The 15,449-nt window shown below is 72.0% G+C and carries 11 protein-coding genes; 5 read left to right on the forward strand and 6 right to left on the reverse strand.

What is annotated here, in order from left to right; genetic code table 11:
* Positions 1-12: 12 nt before the first annotated feature.
* Positions 13-2,544 (reverse strand): FxSxx-COOH system tetratricopeptide repeat protein, encoded by a 2,532-nt coding sequence (gene fxsT, locus AC5L38_RS02155; RefSeq protein WP_495241022.1) that lies wholly within the window; start codon positions 2,542-2,544, stop codon positions 13-15.
* 201 nt (positions 2,545-2,745) lie between these two features.
* Between fxsT and AC5L38_RS02160 the strand changes: the two genes are divergently transcribed.
* From AC5L38_RS02160 to AC5L38_RS02170, 3 genes are all read left to right on the forward strand, one after another.
* Positions 2,746-2,904 (forward strand): FxSxx-COOH-like cyclophane-containing RiPP peptide, encoded by a 159-nt coding sequence (locus AC5L38_RS02160; RefSeq protein WP_495241023.1) that lies wholly within the window; start codon positions 2,746-2,748, stop codon positions 2,902-2,904.
* 195 nt (positions 2,905-3,099) lie between these two features.
* Complete coding sequence (locus tag AC5L38_RS02165) at positions 3,100-3,990, forward strand: SIR2 family NAD-dependent protein deacylase (RefSeq protein WP_495241536.1); 891 nt, start codon at positions 3,100-3,102, stop codon at positions 3,988-3,990.
* A complete protein-coding gene (locus AC5L38_RS02170) occupies positions 3,987-6,008 on the forward strand; it encodes a tetratricopeptide repeat protein (protein ID WP_495241024.1) in 2,022 nt (673 codons plus the stop codon). Before AC5L38_RS02165 ends, AC5L38_RS02170 begins: the two co-directional genes overlap by 4 nt.
* Here the strand turns inward: AC5L38_RS02170 and AC5L38_RS02175 are convergent.
* The 5 genes from AC5L38_RS02175 to AC5L38_RS02195 form a co-directional block, all read right to left on the reverse strand.
* Positions 5,953-7,308, reverse strand: coding sequence for an MFS transporter (locus AC5L38_RS02175; protein ID WP_495241025.1), 1,356 nt, complete (start codon positions 7,306-7,308; stop codon positions 5,953-5,955). The two genes, AC5L38_RS02170 and AC5L38_RS02175, sit on opposite strands and share 56 nt — an antisense overlap.
* A gap of 479 nt (positions 7,309-7,787) precedes the next feature.
* A complete protein-coding gene (locus tag AC5L38_RS02180; protein ID WP_495241026.1) occupies positions 7,788-9,467 on the reverse strand; it encodes a hypothetical protein in 1,680 nt (559 codons plus the stop codon).
* Between the two features lie 64 nt (positions 9,468-9,531).
* Positions 9,532-10,482, reverse strand: coding sequence for a carbohydrate kinase family protein (locus AC5L38_RS02185; protein WP_495241027.1), 951 nt, complete (start codon positions 10,480-10,482; stop codon positions 9,532-9,534).
* Between the two features lie 7 nt (positions 10,483-10,489).
* Entirely contained in the window at positions 10,490-11,428 is a 939-nt protein-coding gene (locus tag AC5L38_RS02190; protein WP_495241028.1) for a pseudouridine-5'-phosphate glycosidase, read from the reverse strand.
* 123 nt (positions 11,429-11,551) lie between these two features.
* Positions 11,552-12,727, reverse strand: a complete 1,176-nt coding sequence (locus AC5L38_RS02195; protein ID WP_495241029.1) for a YeiH family protein — start codon at positions 12,725-12,727, stop codon at positions 11,552-11,554.
* A gap of 70 nt (positions 12,728-12,797) precedes the next feature.
* On the opposite strand from AC5L38_RS02195, the gene AC5L38_RS02200 reads away from it, so the two are divergent.
* Complete coding sequence (locus AC5L38_RS02200) at positions 12,798-13,700, forward strand: LysR family transcriptional regulator (protein ID WP_495241030.1); 903 nt, start codon at positions 12,798-12,800, stop codon at positions 13,698-13,700.
* Positions 13,701-13,893: 193 nt separating this feature from the next.
* Positions 13,894-15,408, forward strand: a complete 1,515-nt coding sequence (locus AC5L38_RS02205; protein WP_495241031.1) for a phytoene desaturase family protein — start codon at positions 13,894-13,896, stop codon at positions 15,406-15,408.
* The last annotated feature ends 41 nt before the right edge of the window (positions 15,409-15,449 follow it).

A 15,449-nucleotide genomic window follows, 5' to 3' on the forward strand; every position in this document is an offset into this window, starting at 1 on the left:
ACGGGCCGGCGGTCAGATCGGCGGGGGGTCGAAGTCGCATTCGATGCGACGGCCCTCGCTCGCGAGGAGCGCGTCGGGGTGGCCCGCCTCCAGCGGGCGTTCGTAGCGCCGCATCGTGTCCTCGTACAGGATCTCGGCCTCCTGCTTCTCGCCGGCGGCCCTCAGGTCGAGGACGAGGTTGCTGGCGCAGGACAGGCTCAGGAAGTGGTTCTCGCCGAACAGGGAGCGCAGCCGGGCGAGCGTGTCCCTGCCGAGCGCGCACGCCTGGACGGCCTCTCCCATCGCCGCGAGATCCGCCTGGAGGCTGACGGCGCACGTCAGCGGGTAGTGGTGCTCCTGGCCGACCTTGGCGATCAGGCCTCGCACCGCTCTCTCGTTCAGGCTCCTGGCCGCCGCGACGTCGCCTCGCAGGCGGTGCAGGATCGCCAGGTTGCCGCCGCAGGCGAGGCTGTAGGGGTGCTCCTCGCCGAACACCCGGGGGTAGAGGGCGACCGTCCTGTCGGCCGTCGCGAACGCCTCGTCGAGGTCGCCGACGGTTCGCAGGGCGTTGGAGAGGTTGATCGCGGCCGCCATCGTGTCGGGGTGCTCGTCCCCGAAGAGCCGCTGCAGGCGGGTGTGCGTGTCGCGCGCGAGGTCCAGTGCCTCGGTCACCTCTCCCGAGCGCCGCCTGGCGATGGACAGGTCCTTCGCCGTCAGCAGCGTGGCGTGATGGTCGAGCGTCAGTTCCTGGACGCCGTAGGCGTAGGCCTCCTCGCCCAGGTCGCACGCCTCGGTGTAGTCGCCGCAGAGCCGCACGGCCCTGGCCAGACCGTTCCACGACAGCAGCAGGATGGTCCTGCCGACGCTCTGCGTCGCGTCGCTCATCTCCAGGTACGTCTCCTGGTGCAGGCGCCGCGCCTGCTTGTAGTCACTGGTGAGGGCGTAGTCGAGGGCGAGGTTGTTGAGCACGCGCAGGGTGGACGGGTGGTCGTCGCCGAGGTTGGCGGCGTGGGTCGCCCGGGACTCCTCGTCCAGCTTCCTGGCGGCGATGAAGTCGCCGCGCGCCCGCAGGGACGCCCCGTAGCCGTTGGTCGTCAGGAGCGTCTCGTCGTGGTCGGGGCCGAGGACCTCGCGCATGTTGTCGAGGGTGCGGTGGTCGGTCTCGTAGGCCGCGGAGTACTGGCCGAGGCCGCGCAGCACGTTGCCCAGGTGCTTGTGCGCGACGAGCACGTCCGGGTGCTTCGCCCCGCTGACCTCGGTCCACCTCTTGACGAAGCTCTCCAGGAAGATCCGCGCCGACTGGTAGTTGCCCGATGTGTAGAGGTAACGGGTGACGTTGAGGGCGAACTGCCTGACGGCGGGGTCGGTGCACTCCTCCAGGCCGGAGGGGATGACGTGGGCGACCAGCTCCTCGAAGCGGCGCCACCTGGCGTTCTCGTCGGGATCGTTCGGGGCGCTGCCGGCCAGCAGCACGTGCACCTCGTGCCGGATGTCGCGCTGGTCCTCCTCCGGCAGGTCGTCGCGCAGGAGCGCCTGGATCAGGCGGTGGACCTGGATGGTGCGGGTGGCGGGCTCGATCCTGGCCAGCGCGAAGCGCCTCAGCTCGCTCAGCGCGGTGGCGAGCAGGATGGGGTCGGACAGGATCGCGCTCAGCCGGGGGACGACGGCCTTGTTGCCCCTGCGGAAGACGTCGCGGGGGATGGGCTCGGGGCCGAAGAAGGCACAGCACCGCAGGAGCGTGATGGCCTCGGGGAGGCGGTCCTCCAGGAGCGACACCGACACCTTCCATGCCGCCGTCATCGACAGCGGGTATCCCGGCGCCCTGTTCACCCCCAGCAGCCTGCTCGCCTGCTCGTCGAGCTGCTCGAGGTATTCGTCGACCGACATGCCGGTCTCGTACTGCAGCGCGCCGGCCTGCTCCAGGGCCAGGGGCAGGTCGCCGAGCTGCTCGGCCAGCCGCGAGGCGTCGTCGTCGGGAACCTCCCGGCGCAGGCGCTTCTTCAGGAACGCCACGCTCTCCTCGCGGGTGAAGACGTCGACCTGGAGGGTCTCGAAGTGATCCTCCCACTTGGGGTTGCGCGAGGTGATCAGGACGTGGCCGGGCCCGCGCGGGATGAACTCCTCGACCTGTCCCGGCTCCTCGGCGTTGTCGAAGATCAGCAGCCAGCGGCGGTAGGGGTCGCCGCTCTGCAGCGTCCTGCGCACGGCCTCCGCGGCCTCCTCGACGCCGGTGGCCGACACCGGGGGCAGGCCCAGGTGAGGTGCCATCGCCGCCAGGGCGGACGGCACCAGCACCCGCTGGTCGGCGGGGATCCACCAGACGAGGTCGTAGTGCGAGCGGTAGCGGTGGGCGTACTCGATGGCCAGGTGGGTCTTGCCGACGCCGCCCCATCCCTGGAGGGCCTGGGGCTGGGGGACCACGGCGGTGACGGTGCTGATGCCCTGGCGGAGCTTGAGGAGCATGTCGTCTCGCCCGGTGAAGTTCCTGTTGCGGGGTGGCACCTTCTCCCAGACCTCGGGCTGTCGCTCCGGCACCGTGTTCGCCGCGTGTGAAAGCTCCACCACCTCGGGCCTCCGCCTTTTTCTAGCCAAAGGGATCGTACGGTCATCCTAAAGGTTGATTCGAAGAGTGGGGTATTACAGAATCACTTTAAGAAAAAACGCGGCTCGGTGACTTTCGAGAGTGGTGTCGCATCGTCTTTTAGGACATCCGCAATCTCGGTACCGGGCCGGGTCGGATGCGACGCGACACGAATGGGAGCACGCATGCGCGATGACAATTCGGGGTCGGGCGGGCTCGTCGACCTTGAGGGGCTCTCCCTGGAGAGGCTCACGGAGGTCGACGAGGCCTGGCTGCGGAGGATGCTGGAGCCGTTGCTGCTGGAGACGGCGGAGCCGACGGCGGGATTCACGAGTTCGATCTGAGGAATCACCTTGCCGTTTCACGCGGGTTGCGGCAGAAAGGTGGTCGTGAATCATTCGTCCGCTCCGGCCGCGTCGGCGACACGAGGGGTGCCTTCCCGCGCGGGGGGGATTGACCGTGCCAATAGAGTCGTACGGCATCGAGTCCATGACCTGATTGGACCTCTCGTCCGTGAGGTGGTGCCCTGCGTGCACGACATGGGGGAGGCCGAGTGGGAACGCCTGCTCGACCAGCTGAACAGCGGAGACTGCACGCCCTTCCTGGGGTCCGGGGCGTGCGTGGGGACGCTGCCGACGGGAACGGCACTGAGCCGCGACATGGCGCGCCGATGGGACTACCCCTTCGACGACGACCATGACCTTCCCCGGGTGACGCAGTTCGCGGTGATGAGATATGGGGATTCCGTATATGTGAAGAGACGCATCTGCGACGAGCTCGACGCCGGTGGTGCGCCAGACTTCCTCAACCCTCTCGAACCGCACGCCCTGCTGGCGAGCTTCCCCCTTCCGGTATATCTGACGACGAACTACGACGACTTCATCTTCCGCTCGCTCGAAGCGGTGGGAAAAAGACCGAACGTGGCCATCTGCCCGTGGAACAAAGGGCTGGCCTACGCGGAAGATCTGTTCAGCAGCGAGGCGGGCTGGAACCCCAAGCCCGAGGCCCCGCTCATCTACCACCTGCACGGCAACCTGCAGGATCCGGCGTCGATCGTGCTGGCCGAGGACGACTATCTGGAGTTTCTCACCAACCTCGCGGTGGACGGCGTCGCGGGCGGCCAGCGGATGCTGCCCACCTCCATTCTCGCGGCGCTGACCAGAAGGCCACTGCTGTTCATCGGGTACAGCCTGCAGGACTGGACGTTTCGCGTGCTCTTCCACGGGCTGTTGAAGGCCGTTCCCGGGATCAACCGCCGAAGGCACGTGAGCGTCCAGCTCGCGCCCTCGCTCGCCAGCACGAAGGCGGACGTGCTGGAGGTCCAGCGCCAGCTGGCCAGATACTACGAAGACTGGCGGATCTCCATCTTCTGGGGGACGGCGGAGGAGTTCTGCCGTGAGCTGCGCCGGCGGATGGGACCTGTGCCGTGACCCCTGACGCGAGCCCCGAGCGCGACCGGCCCGACGCGGCCGGCCAGCCGTACGTCGGCCTGCGGGCCTTCCGCCGCGAGGACGACTCCAAGTTCTTCGGCCGCGACAGGGAGGCCTGCGAGGTCTCCGACCTGTGGCAGGCCGGGCGCCTGACCGTGCTGTACGGGCCGTCCGGCGTGGGCAAGACCTCGCTGATCCAGGCCGGGGTGCTCCCGCTGCTGGACGCGGGCAGGACCGACGTCCTGCCGATAGGCCGGGTGTCGCACGGCTCGCCCTTCCCCTCCGCCGCGCTCTCGCGGCACAACCCGCACGTGTTCGCGCTGCTGTCGTCGTGGGCACCGCTGGAGACGCCCACCCGGCTGGCCGGGCTGACGATCCGCGAGTTCCTGGGCCGGCGCCCGCCGCGCCAGGATCCGTACGGCGACCCGGTGCTCACCCTGGCGGCGATCGACCAGGCGGAGGAGCTCTTCGGGGACTTCGCCCACCGCCAGCCGTACCGCGAGTGGTTCATCGGCCAGCTCGTCGAGGCGCTGGACGAGAACCCGAACCTGCGCCTCCTCGTCTCGATCCGGGAGGACTACCTCGCCGCGATCCTTCCCCACGAGCCGAAACTGGCGGGCATGGCCAGGAGCCGCTTCTCGCTGACCGCCCTCGACACGGCCGCCGCGGTCCGGGCGACCGAGGGCCCGCTGGAGGGGACCGGCCGCTCGTTCGCCCCCGGTGCGGCGCGGGGCCTGGTCGACGACCTGCGCATGATCAGGGTCGGCAGGGCGCTCGGGGAGGAGGTCGTCGCCGACGCCAAGGTGGTCGAGCCCGTCCAGCTGCAGGTCGTGTGCTCGGCCATGTGGCGTTCCCTGCCCGAGGACGTGCGGGTGATCTCCTCCGACCACGTCCGCAGGTTCGCCAACGCCGACCGGTCGCTCACCACCTTCTCCGAGCGGATGATCGCCGAGGTGGCCCGTGACCACTTCGGGGAGGACGTCGCCGAGCTCAGGAGCTGGCTGCGCCGCTGCTTCATCACCGAGCTCGGCACCCGCGAGGTCGTCTACCAGGGGGAGACCGTCACCGCCGGCATGCCCAACGCGGTGGTCAGGGCGCTGGTCGACCGCCACATCCTGCGCGAGGACATCAAGGCGGGCACCCGGTGGTGCGAGCTGTCGCACGAGCGCCTGATCCAGCCGATCCTCCAGAACGACCACCTCGTCGTGCCGGCCGAGAGCCGCTCCTTCCCCGACGACTACCTGCGGGCCGCCGAGCTCTCCTTCCGCGACGGGGAGTTCGCGCTGGCCGCCAAGCAGGCCGAGGAGGCTCTGGAGCGCTGCGGCGACAACACCAGGATGCGGGCGGAGATCGAGTCCTTCCTCGGCAACGTCGCCCACCGGCGGGAGGACTTCGAGAAGGCCGTCTCCCACTACCGCACCGCCGCGGTCCTCTTCGAGACGCTGGGGGCGACCTCCGCGGTCGGCGGCCTCCTCGCCGGGATCGGCAGGCTGCGGCTGGCACAGGCGCGTCCCTCGGCCGCGGTGCGGGAGCTGTACTCGGCGATACGCCGCGTGCCCAACGACATGCACATCCAGACCGAGCTCGCCTGGGCGCTCTGGTACGACGGCCACCCCGACGCGGCGCGCGACGTCCTCAACGACGTCCTGGGCAGGGAGGGGAACCTCACCGAGGCGTTGCGCGCCCGGGGGGAGATCCTCGCCGGGCTCGGCAGGGCGGAGGCGGCGCTGAGGGACCTCGACCGGGTCCGGCCGCTGCAGTGGCCGTCCACCCGGGCCGCCCACGCGCTCGCGCTGGCTCTTCTGGGGCGCCTTCCCGAGGCGGAACGGGAGATCGAGACCGTACCGGCCGAGGCCGGGGACCACGGTCCCGCGCTGTGGTACGCCGCCCGGGTCCGCGCCCTGGCCGGTGACACCCCGTCGGCGGTCGCGCTGGCACTGAGGGCGAGGGCGGCGAGGGCGCCTAGCCTCCCTGCCCATCTCGCGGCAGAAGCGGATCGGTTGCTCGCCACGTCGTGAGCACCCGCGCGGCCACGTCGGCACCGGTCGTCCTGACCTTCCTGACCGTCCCGGCGAGGCCCAGCCGCGCGTGCAGGCGCAGCAGCGACATGGATGTCACCGCCGTGGCGACGGCGAGCATCACGACGGTCAGGATGAAGGCCGCCACCCGGATGCCGAACACGTCGACCAGGATCCCGCCGACCGGGGCGGCGACGCACACGGCGCCGTGCGCGACGAGCCGGTGCACGCTCACCACCCGTCCGAGCTTGCCCTGCTCGACGGTGTCGATCTCGAAGGTCCTGATGGCCACGTTGCTGAGCGCGCCGGTGCAACCGGTCAGCAGGATCGCGAGCCCGAAGAAGAGCGGCCCCTCCCCGTACGCCGCGACGAAGAGCGCCAGCACCCATACCCACAGCTGGGCGAAGAGCGTGAAGTTCCTCGGTTCGAGCCTGAGGTAGGGGGCCAGGCCCGATCCCGCCACGCCGCCCATGCCCCCGGCGGCCAGGACCAGGCCGACCTGGTACGAGGGCAGGCTCGCCGACCCGGCAATGAAGATCATGATGAGCGCGTTGATCATCAGGTTGGTGACCATGGTCAGGGCCATGGCCTTGCGCAGGAACGGGTGCCGGGAGAGTTCCTTGAAGCCGTCGGCTATCTCCCGCAGCAGGTGCCGCCCCGCCAGGCTCCTCACCCCGGCCGCCAGCTCGCGGAGCGCGTACGACAGTTGCCGGCTCCTCCCCCTCCGGGCCTTCCCGGCCTGCCCCGCCTTTCCCGTCGCCACGCTGAGGGGGGACAGGAGGGCGAGGAAGAACAACGCCGCGTTCACCGCGAAGGACATCGCCTGCATGATCCCGAAGAGCCAGCCCCCGAGCGGCCTGCCGGCCAGCACCGCGATGTGTGAGATCGTCTCGCTCCTGGCCATCACGAGGGAGACCTGGTCCTTCGGGACGAGTGAAGAGATCAGCGCCGTCTCCGCCAGCGAGTAGACCACCCACAGCGTGCCCTCGAGAAAGGCCGCGACCAGGAGGTGTGCCAGCGACTGGTGATCGACGACGAGCGCGAGGAAGACGGAGAGGACGATGAACCCTCGCAGGGTCTCGGTGAGGAGCATGAGCGAGCGGGGATTCACCCGGTCGGCCAGGACGCCCGCGGGAATGTAGAAGACCAGGATCGGAAAGGTCAGGGCGAAACTGGTCCAGCCCGCCTGCACCGGAGAACCGGTCAGGGCCAATGCCAGGAGGGGATAGGCGACACTCAAGGCTCGTGACCCAACGGTCGAGAATGTCATCCCCAGCCAGACACGGGCGAATTTTCTCATCGGCTAGTTCGAAGTCGCTCTCTGATCCCGGGCCCTGGTGCGACCTGGTCGCCCATCGTCCCCGTCCGCGTTCTAGGGAACACCTCACAAGGCAATTCGGGGTGAGAGCTATACAGACTCCCGCTGTTAGGTGAACGATGACAATTTCTTGACAAGAAACCGCAGGAAACGACACCAGTGTGACCTGTTCGGCAAAACAGGTCACACTGGTGTCACCAAGTCACTTGAGTCCCAAGAGCATAGCGCCGAAAAAGAGCAGCCGGGAAAGGTCGGCCGTTTCCGCGTTCGGAGGGCCCCGCGCGGGAGGCGGCGCCGGAAATCACGCCTCGCCGCTCACCGCGGCCACCCGGCGCCGGGGCGCCCGGTGCCCGGATCGCTCGCGGCGTGCCCCGATCACGCTCTCGTGGTTCGCGCCCTCCGCCGGTGCGGATCCGTCTCTTCCCCGGGCCGGGGAAACCGGCCCGGGGAAGAGACGGGGCTCACGCGGGGAGCTGGGCGTCCAGGCGGTAGCCGTCCACGGTGACGTAGACCTGGTCGCCCGGGCGGGCGTTCAGGCGCATCAGGACGGGCTGCAGGGAGTCGAAGACCGGGTGGTCCCGCCAGACCAGGACCACCGCGTTGTCACCGGGGCCGGTGACCGACAGCAGCGTGCCGGGGCGCATGCCCAGCTGGGTGGCGTACCCCTCGGGCACGGCGACCGGGCCGCCCCGCAGGTGGTCGCTGGTCACCTCGATGCGCTGCCAGCGGGTCGGGTCGGACGACGGGCTCGCGGGCGGGTGCATCGGGACCCGCTGGCTGGTGATCAGGTGCGGCCTGGAGTTCCCGCTCGCCAGGGCCGACAGCGTGGCCAGGGCGGCGCGGGGGTCGATGGCGCCGGTGTTCACCTGCGGGATCGGCTGCCCGCCGCGGTGGTGGTGGCCGTTGGCCCCCGGGGTGCGGCGCGGCAGCTGCCTGACCTCGGCGGTGGTCTCCTGCGGGGCCGCCTCCTGCGTGGCGCTCGCGGCGAGGGCGTCCAGCCAGGCCTGGACCGAGTGGGCCCGGATGCCGAGCTGGTGCTCCATGAGCCTGAGCGCGTCGCTGTCGATCGTCTTGCCCGCCAGGAGCTGGCGGGTCCGTTCGCGCAGGCCGCCCAGGTCGCCCACGACGAGCCAGTCGTCCTGCAGCCGCCGGTCGGGCATGAGCGTGACCAGCACCCTCCACAGCGGGGTGCGCAGGGTGGGGACCTCGATCGGGTGCGCGGGGTCGGCGCCGATGAGCTGTTCCTTGGTGGCGGCGGAGCCCAGCCACTCGGTCAGCCCGAACATGTGCCCGGTGAGCGGCGCGGACTCCGAGGAGCGCAGCCACAGCAGGATGCGCTCCTCGGCGGCGCGCTGGGCCGCCGAGAGCGAGTCGCGGTCGGCGTTCAGCTTGTGCGCGAGCGCGCGCAGGCTGATCGGGTCGACCGCGAAGAGCCGTTCGACGGCGACCGCGCGCTCCAGCGGGCTCCAGTCGCGGAACATGTTGTCGACCAGGCGCACCAGCGGGTAGTCGCTGAGGACGGCCTGGGGGCTGGGGGCGACCGGCTCCGGGGCGGCCGGTTCGGGGGCGGCCGGTTCGGGGACCGGCGCCTGCCGCTGCTCCTGCGGCGCCGACGGCTGGGCGGGAACCTGCGGCACGGGTGCCCGCGCCGGGTCCTGGACCCGCTCCTGGAGCGGGACCTGCGCGGGGACGGCGGCCGGCGCGGCGTGCTCGGCGATGCCAGGGATGCGGCCGAGCACCTCGCGGAACACGGCGGTGACCACGAGCTCGGGGGAGGACGTGGCGGGCCCGCCCAGGTCTCCCGCGGTCAGGCGGCGCAGGCGGTTCCAGCCGCCCAGACCGGCGATGGCCGAGCGCGCGGGCTCCGGCCAGCCGGGCAGGGTGGGGTCGACCGTGTGGACGTGCAGCGCGGGCAGCACGTCGCTCAACGGCAGGTGGTCCCAGCGTGCCAGCGAGAGCCGGGCCAGCCTGTCGCAGACCCAGTCGAGCCCCGCGGCGCCGAGGGCCTTGGGCAGGGTGACCGACGACCACCAGCCGGCGGGCAGCCGGGGGTCGGCCAGGGCTTCGGCGACCTGCTGGGGACGGCTCCAGCGCAGGGCCGGGACCAGATCACTCAGGCAGATCGATGACTCGGCATCCATCGGCGGACCGTAACCTCCCCAAAGTGACGCGTGTGGCTAATGGTGCAGCTTACGCCGCAAGCTATCAATTGGTGTTAAGAGGGTAAAGCTCCTTAGTACCCAAATCAGACGGAAGGACACGCGGACGTCCACCCAGGACCGTCACGGCCTCCGCCCCGGCACGGCGTCCGGCGTCCAGCGCGGCCTCGTCGGCGGCCCCCCTCAGCAGGGCCGTGAGCAGCCCGGCGGCGAACGCGTCCCCCGCTCCAATGGAGTCAATCACCTCGGTGGTGAGCGCGGGAACCCGGGCGGCCAACTTTCCTTCCCTGGCCATCAGCGCGCCGCGGGATCCGAGTTTCACCGCCGCGGCGCCGTAGCGGAGGCTCAGGCTCTCGGCCGCACTCTCCGCGGTGGCCTCGCCGGTGAGCAGCAGCGCCTCGTCCAGATTGGGGATGATCAACTGGGCGGTCAGGGTCTCCTGGATGAACCGTTCAACGCCGAACGAGCGCAGGAAGCCGGTCGAGGCGGGGTCCACGCTGATCGAGACGCCGCGGCGGGACGCCTCGGCCATGGCCAGCCGGGAAAGTTGGAGCCCCGGCTCGGCGAACAAGGTGTAACCGGACAGATGGAGATGCCCCACCCCGTCGAGCAGGCTCTCGTCCCAGTCGCCCGTGCCGATGTGCCCGCCCGCGCCCCGGTTGGTGAGCATGGAACGCTCCCCGGTCACGTCGACCATGGCGATCACCACCGCGGTGGGCCGGTCGGGGTCGACCCGCAGGTGCGGCCGTACCCCGAACCGCCGCAGCTCGGCGGCGTGCCAGTCGGCGGTGTCGAAGCCGGCACGGGTCAGGATCCGCGCGTCGGCGCCCAGCCGGGCGGCCCAGGAGGCGGTGTTGGCCCCCGAACCGCCGGGGCGCAGCACGATGTCGGCGACGGTGTCCGTCCCGACGGCCAGGCCGCTCCGGGCGGACCCACCGTGAAGTGCGACGACGTCGGTCACCACGTCGCCGATGACCAGCAGACCCGTTCCGGCCACGGTGTCCTCAGTCTCCCCGGCTCCAGGAGGCCGCGATCTGCCCGGCGACGCGGGCGTTGCCCCGCACCGCGGCCAGGTTCGCCTCCAGCGAGGCGCCGTCGGTCCCGCGCACCAGGTAGCCCAGCAGGAACGGGGTGATGGCCTGACCGGTGATCTGCCGCCGCTCCGCCTCGGCGAGGGCCCCGGCCAGAACCCGGTCGTGCAGCTCGGGGTCGAGCTGCTCGGGCAGCGGCACCGGGTTGGCGACGATCAGCGCGGTCTCCGGGCCGCCGAACGCGTCCTGGGCCCGCATGATGCCCGCGGCCTCGCCGGGGGTCTCGATCCGCCAGTCGACGGGCTCGCCCGAGGAGTGCAGGTAGAAGCCGGGGAACTCGTCGGTGCGGAACCCCGCGACGGTGACGCCGCGCGTCTCCAGCCGCTGCAGGGTGGCCGGGACGTCCAGGATCGACTTCACGCCCGCGCAGACCACGGTGATGCGGGTCCGGCTCAGCATGTCGAGGTCGGCCGACTCGTCCTGGCTCTCGGTCCATCCGCGGTGCACGCCGCCGAGGCCGCCGGTGGCGAAGATCCGGATGCCCGCCCTGGCGGCCAGGAACGAGGTGGCCGAGACCGTGGTCGCCCCGCTCGCGCCGAGCGCGGCGGCGGCGGGCAGGTCGCGGAAGCCCAGCTTGCGAAGCCCCGGCTCGCCGGCGACGCGCTCCAGCTCGCTCTTGTCGAGACCGATGCGCGCCACGCCGTCCAGCACCGCGATCGTCGCGGGCACCGCCCCGGCCTCCCGGACGATGCCCTCCAGCTCCACCGCGACCTCCAGGTTGCGGGGCTGGGGCAGGCCGTGGGAGATGATCGTGGACTCCAGCGCCACGATCGGGGCACCCTGCTCCAGCGCCTCGGCCACCTCGCTCGAGGGGCGGAGCATGCCGGAGAGGGACTGTCGGGTGGTACGCATGAGCTGGTTCTGTCTCCTTGTCCGAGGTCGTAATCATTGCTTGCTTTTGGAACGGTGTAAACGACACCGTCTTCCCCAAAAAGAGCACGTTACGGCGGTTGCCAGGAGACGTCCACTCAAAGATCAGCCAATGACCAGCACTCCGAACAGTGAGATCCCGCCGATGATGGCCGTGGCGATCCCGCCCAGGAGCAGCGATCGCCCGCCCCGCGCGAGCTTCCGAAGATCGACACCGGTCCCCAGGGCGAAGAGCGCGGCCGCGAGCAGTACCGCCGTCAGGTCGGGGACCACCCGGGTGATTCCGGTCGGCACCACTCCCAGGCTCCGCGCCGCCACGGCCGCGACGAACCCGGCGACGAACAGCGGCACCACCGGCGGGCGCCGCGCCGCCTTCCCGGCCTCGGGACGGCCGGCGTCGGTGCGGTCGGCGTCGGTACGGCTCGCTTCGGTGCGGTCGGCTTCGGTGCGGCTCGCTTCGGTACGGCGCGGTGCGGCCGGGGTGCGGCGCAGGGAGACGGAGGTGAGCCCGACGATCGGGGCCAGCAGGACGACCCTGGCCAGCTTGACGGCCACCGCGCTCACCAGCACCCCCGCCCCGGCCGCCGCGCCGATGGCCGCCACCTGCGCGACCTCGTGGACCGAGGCCCCGGCCCACAGGCCCAGCTGCTGCGGGGTCAGTCCCAGCGCCCCGGCGAGCAGGGGCAGCGTGACGATCGAGGCGCTGCCGTACAGGACGACCACGCCGACCGCGGCCGCCACGTCGTCGTCGTCGCTTCCCGCGACCTCGTGCATGGCGGCCACGGCCGCCGCCCCGCAGACGGACACGCCGGTCGCGATCAGCAGGGACCTGCGCGGGCTCACCCCGACGAGGCCTCCGATCCACCGCGTCGCGGCGAACGTGACACCGGTCCCCACGGTGACCACCGCCAGCGCCCGCCAGCCGAGCGCCAGCAGCTCCGGCAGCGCGATCTGCAGGCCGAGCAGCACGATCGCCAGGCGCAGCACCCGGCGGGAGGCGAACGCGAGCCCGGGGGCCAGCGACCGGCGCAGGCCGCCGAGGTTGGTGAGCGCGACCCCGAGGACCACCGCGACCACGGCGGCGCTCACCCCGGGGACGACCCGGGTCGCGGCCGTCGCCAGGACCACCGCGAGGGCCGCGACCCCGAGCCCCGGCGCGAGCGCCTTGAGCACTCCGAGTCTCGCCGCCGGTGGTGGTGCCGGCACCGGTCGTACGGGTGCCCGAGGGGGACGCGGGGCGGAGGCGGAGCCGGGAGAACGGGTGAGCGGGGAGACGGGCATCCCCCGAGTTTCGGCGCGGTGCGGGGAGGCCGGTACCCGTCACCTCGCTGGAAGGTCATAGCCTGGCGCTATGAGCGAGCTGCCCGATCTCGAGTCCCTGCGCCTGCTCGTCGATGTGGAACGCCTGGGCAGCCTCGGCCAGGCGGCCCGGGCCGCGGGCATCGCGCAGCCGTCGGTGAGCAAGCGCATCTCGCTGCTGGAACGCCGTCTCGGGCTGCCGCTGCTGGAACGCACCCCGCGCGGGTCCACCCTCACCCCGCAGGGCGTGATGGTCTCGGCCTGGGCCGCGCAGGTGCTGGCGGCGGCGGAGGAGCTCATGCGGGGGGCGGAGGCGGTACGGCGCGGCCGGGCCGCGCACCTGCACATCGCCGCCAGCATGACGGTGGCCGAGTACCTGCTGCCGCGCTGGCTGGGGGAGCTCCAGGCCCGCGAGCCCCAGGTCCAGGTCGGCCTGGACGTGCAGAACTCCGCCGAGGTGGCGAAGCTGATCGGCGGGGAGATCGAGCTCGGGTTCGTGGAGGGGCCCTCGGTCCCGGCCGGGCTGGTGTCCCGGGTGGTGGCCACCGACAGGCTCGTGGTGGTGGTCGCGCCGGGACACCCGTGGGCGCGCCGTCGCACCCCGCTGCTCGCCGCCGAGCTGGCCGCCACCCCGCTGGTCGTCCGCGAGCGGGGGTCGGGCACCCGCGAGACGCTGGACCTCGCGCTCACCGGCCACACCGCCGCCGCCCCGAAGCTGGAGCTCGGTTCCAACGCCGCGGTCAAGGGCGCGGCCCGCGAGGGCGCCGCCCCCGCGGTGCTCAGCGGCTACGCGGTGGAGGCGGAGCTGGCCACCGGCCGCCTGGTCGAGGTGCCCACCCGGGACATCGACCTCACGCGACGCCTGCGGGCGGTCTGGCGCCACGGCCGCGCCCCCACCGGCCCCGCCGCCACCCTGCTCACGATCACCCTCTCCGCCGCCCGGGAACGGCGGTGATCCGGGCGGTCGCGAGGTGGGCGCGGTGGGGAGTGGGTGGCTGATGATTTGACGATATTTCGGGATATGGTGGAGCGCATGGTGATGGTCGAGACGCCGGGCGTGCTCTGTCCCGAGCCGCACTGGCAGACAGGTCTCTGAGCGGCCCCTGCCCCGCGTCCCCTCACCGCACCTCACCCCGTCGGGAAGTCCCGTGCTCCGCTCTCGCTACGAAGCCGTGATCGTCGGAGGCGGCCACAACGGCCTGGTCGCCGCCGCCTACCTCGCCCGCGCCGGACGGCGTGTCCTCGTCCTGGAACGCCTGGGCCACGTCGGCGGCCTCGCCGTGTCGGCGCGGGCGTTCCCCGGGGTCGACGCCCGGCTCTCGCGTTACTCGTACCTGGTCAGCCTGCTCCCCTCGAAGGTCGTCGCCGACCTGGGGCTCAGGATCGCGCTGCGCCGCCGCAGGTACGCCTCGTACACGCCGGTGGGCGACACCGGGCTGCTGGTCGACAACGGCGACGCCACGCGGACCGCGGCCTCCTTCGCCCGGGTCACCGGCGGCGACGGCGAGCTGGAGGCGTGGCGGCGCTTCTACGGGATGACCGCCGACGTGGCCGAGCGGGTCGCGCCGACGCTGCTGGAGCCCCTCGCCGACCGGGCGGCGATGCGGAGCCTCGTCGGCGAGGAGGCCTGGCGCGACCTGTTCGAGCGGCCGGTCGGCGAGGTGGTGGACGAGCGGTTCGCCGACGACACCGTGCGCGGCGTGGTCCTCACCGACGCCCTCATCGGCACCTTCGCCGACCCCTCGGACCCGGGCCTGCTGGCCAACCGCTGCCTCCTCTACCACGTGATCGGCGACGGGACCGGCGACTGGAACGTCCCCGTCGGCGGCATGGGCGCGGTGTCCGGCGCGCTCGCCGGCGCCGCCCGCGCCGCCGGGGCGGAGATCCTCACCGGAGCCGAGGTCCTCGCGGTCGACCCCTCGGGCGAGGTCGCCTTCCGCGACGCGGACGGGGAGCACGCGGTGACGGGCGAGCGGATCCTGGCCAACGTGCCGCCCGCCGTGCTCGCCCGGCTGCTCGGAGGCGACGAGCCCGTCCCCGAGGGGGCCCAGCTCAAGGTCAACATGGTGCTCTCGCGGCTGCCGCGCCTGCGCGACCCCGGCGTGGACCCCGCGGCGGCGTTCAGCGGCACGTTCCACATCAACGAGGGCCGCGACCAGCTCGCCCGCGCGTACGCGGAGGCGGCGGCAGGGCGCGTCCCCTCGCTGCCCCCGGCCGAGGTCTACTGCCACTCGCTGACCGACCCCTCCATCCTCGGCCCGGAGCTGCGCGAGGCCGGAGCCCACACGATGACGCTGTTCGGCCTGCACATGCCCGCCAGGCTGTTCAGGGAGGACCCGGCGGGGGCGCGCGAGGCCGCGCTGCGCGCCACGCTCGCCTCGATGAACGCGGTTCTCGCCGAACCCATTGAGGACTGCCTGCTGCGCGCCCCCGACGGCACTGCCTGCCTGGAGGCCAAGACCCCGGTCGACCTGGAGACCGAGGCGGGCCTGCCCGGCGGCCACATCTTCCACCGCGACCTGTCCTGGCCGTACGGGGAGCCGGGGCGCTGGGGGGTGGAGACCGACTTCGAGCGGGTCCTGCTCTGCGGCGCGGGCGCCCGGCGCGGCGGCGGCGTCAGCGGCATCCCCGGCCACAACGCCGCCATGGCGCTGCTCACCTGACCCGGCCACGACGCCGCCATGGCGCTGCTCACCTGAACCCG

It is taken from the genome of Streptosporangium nanhuense (genome assembly GCF_059358815.1).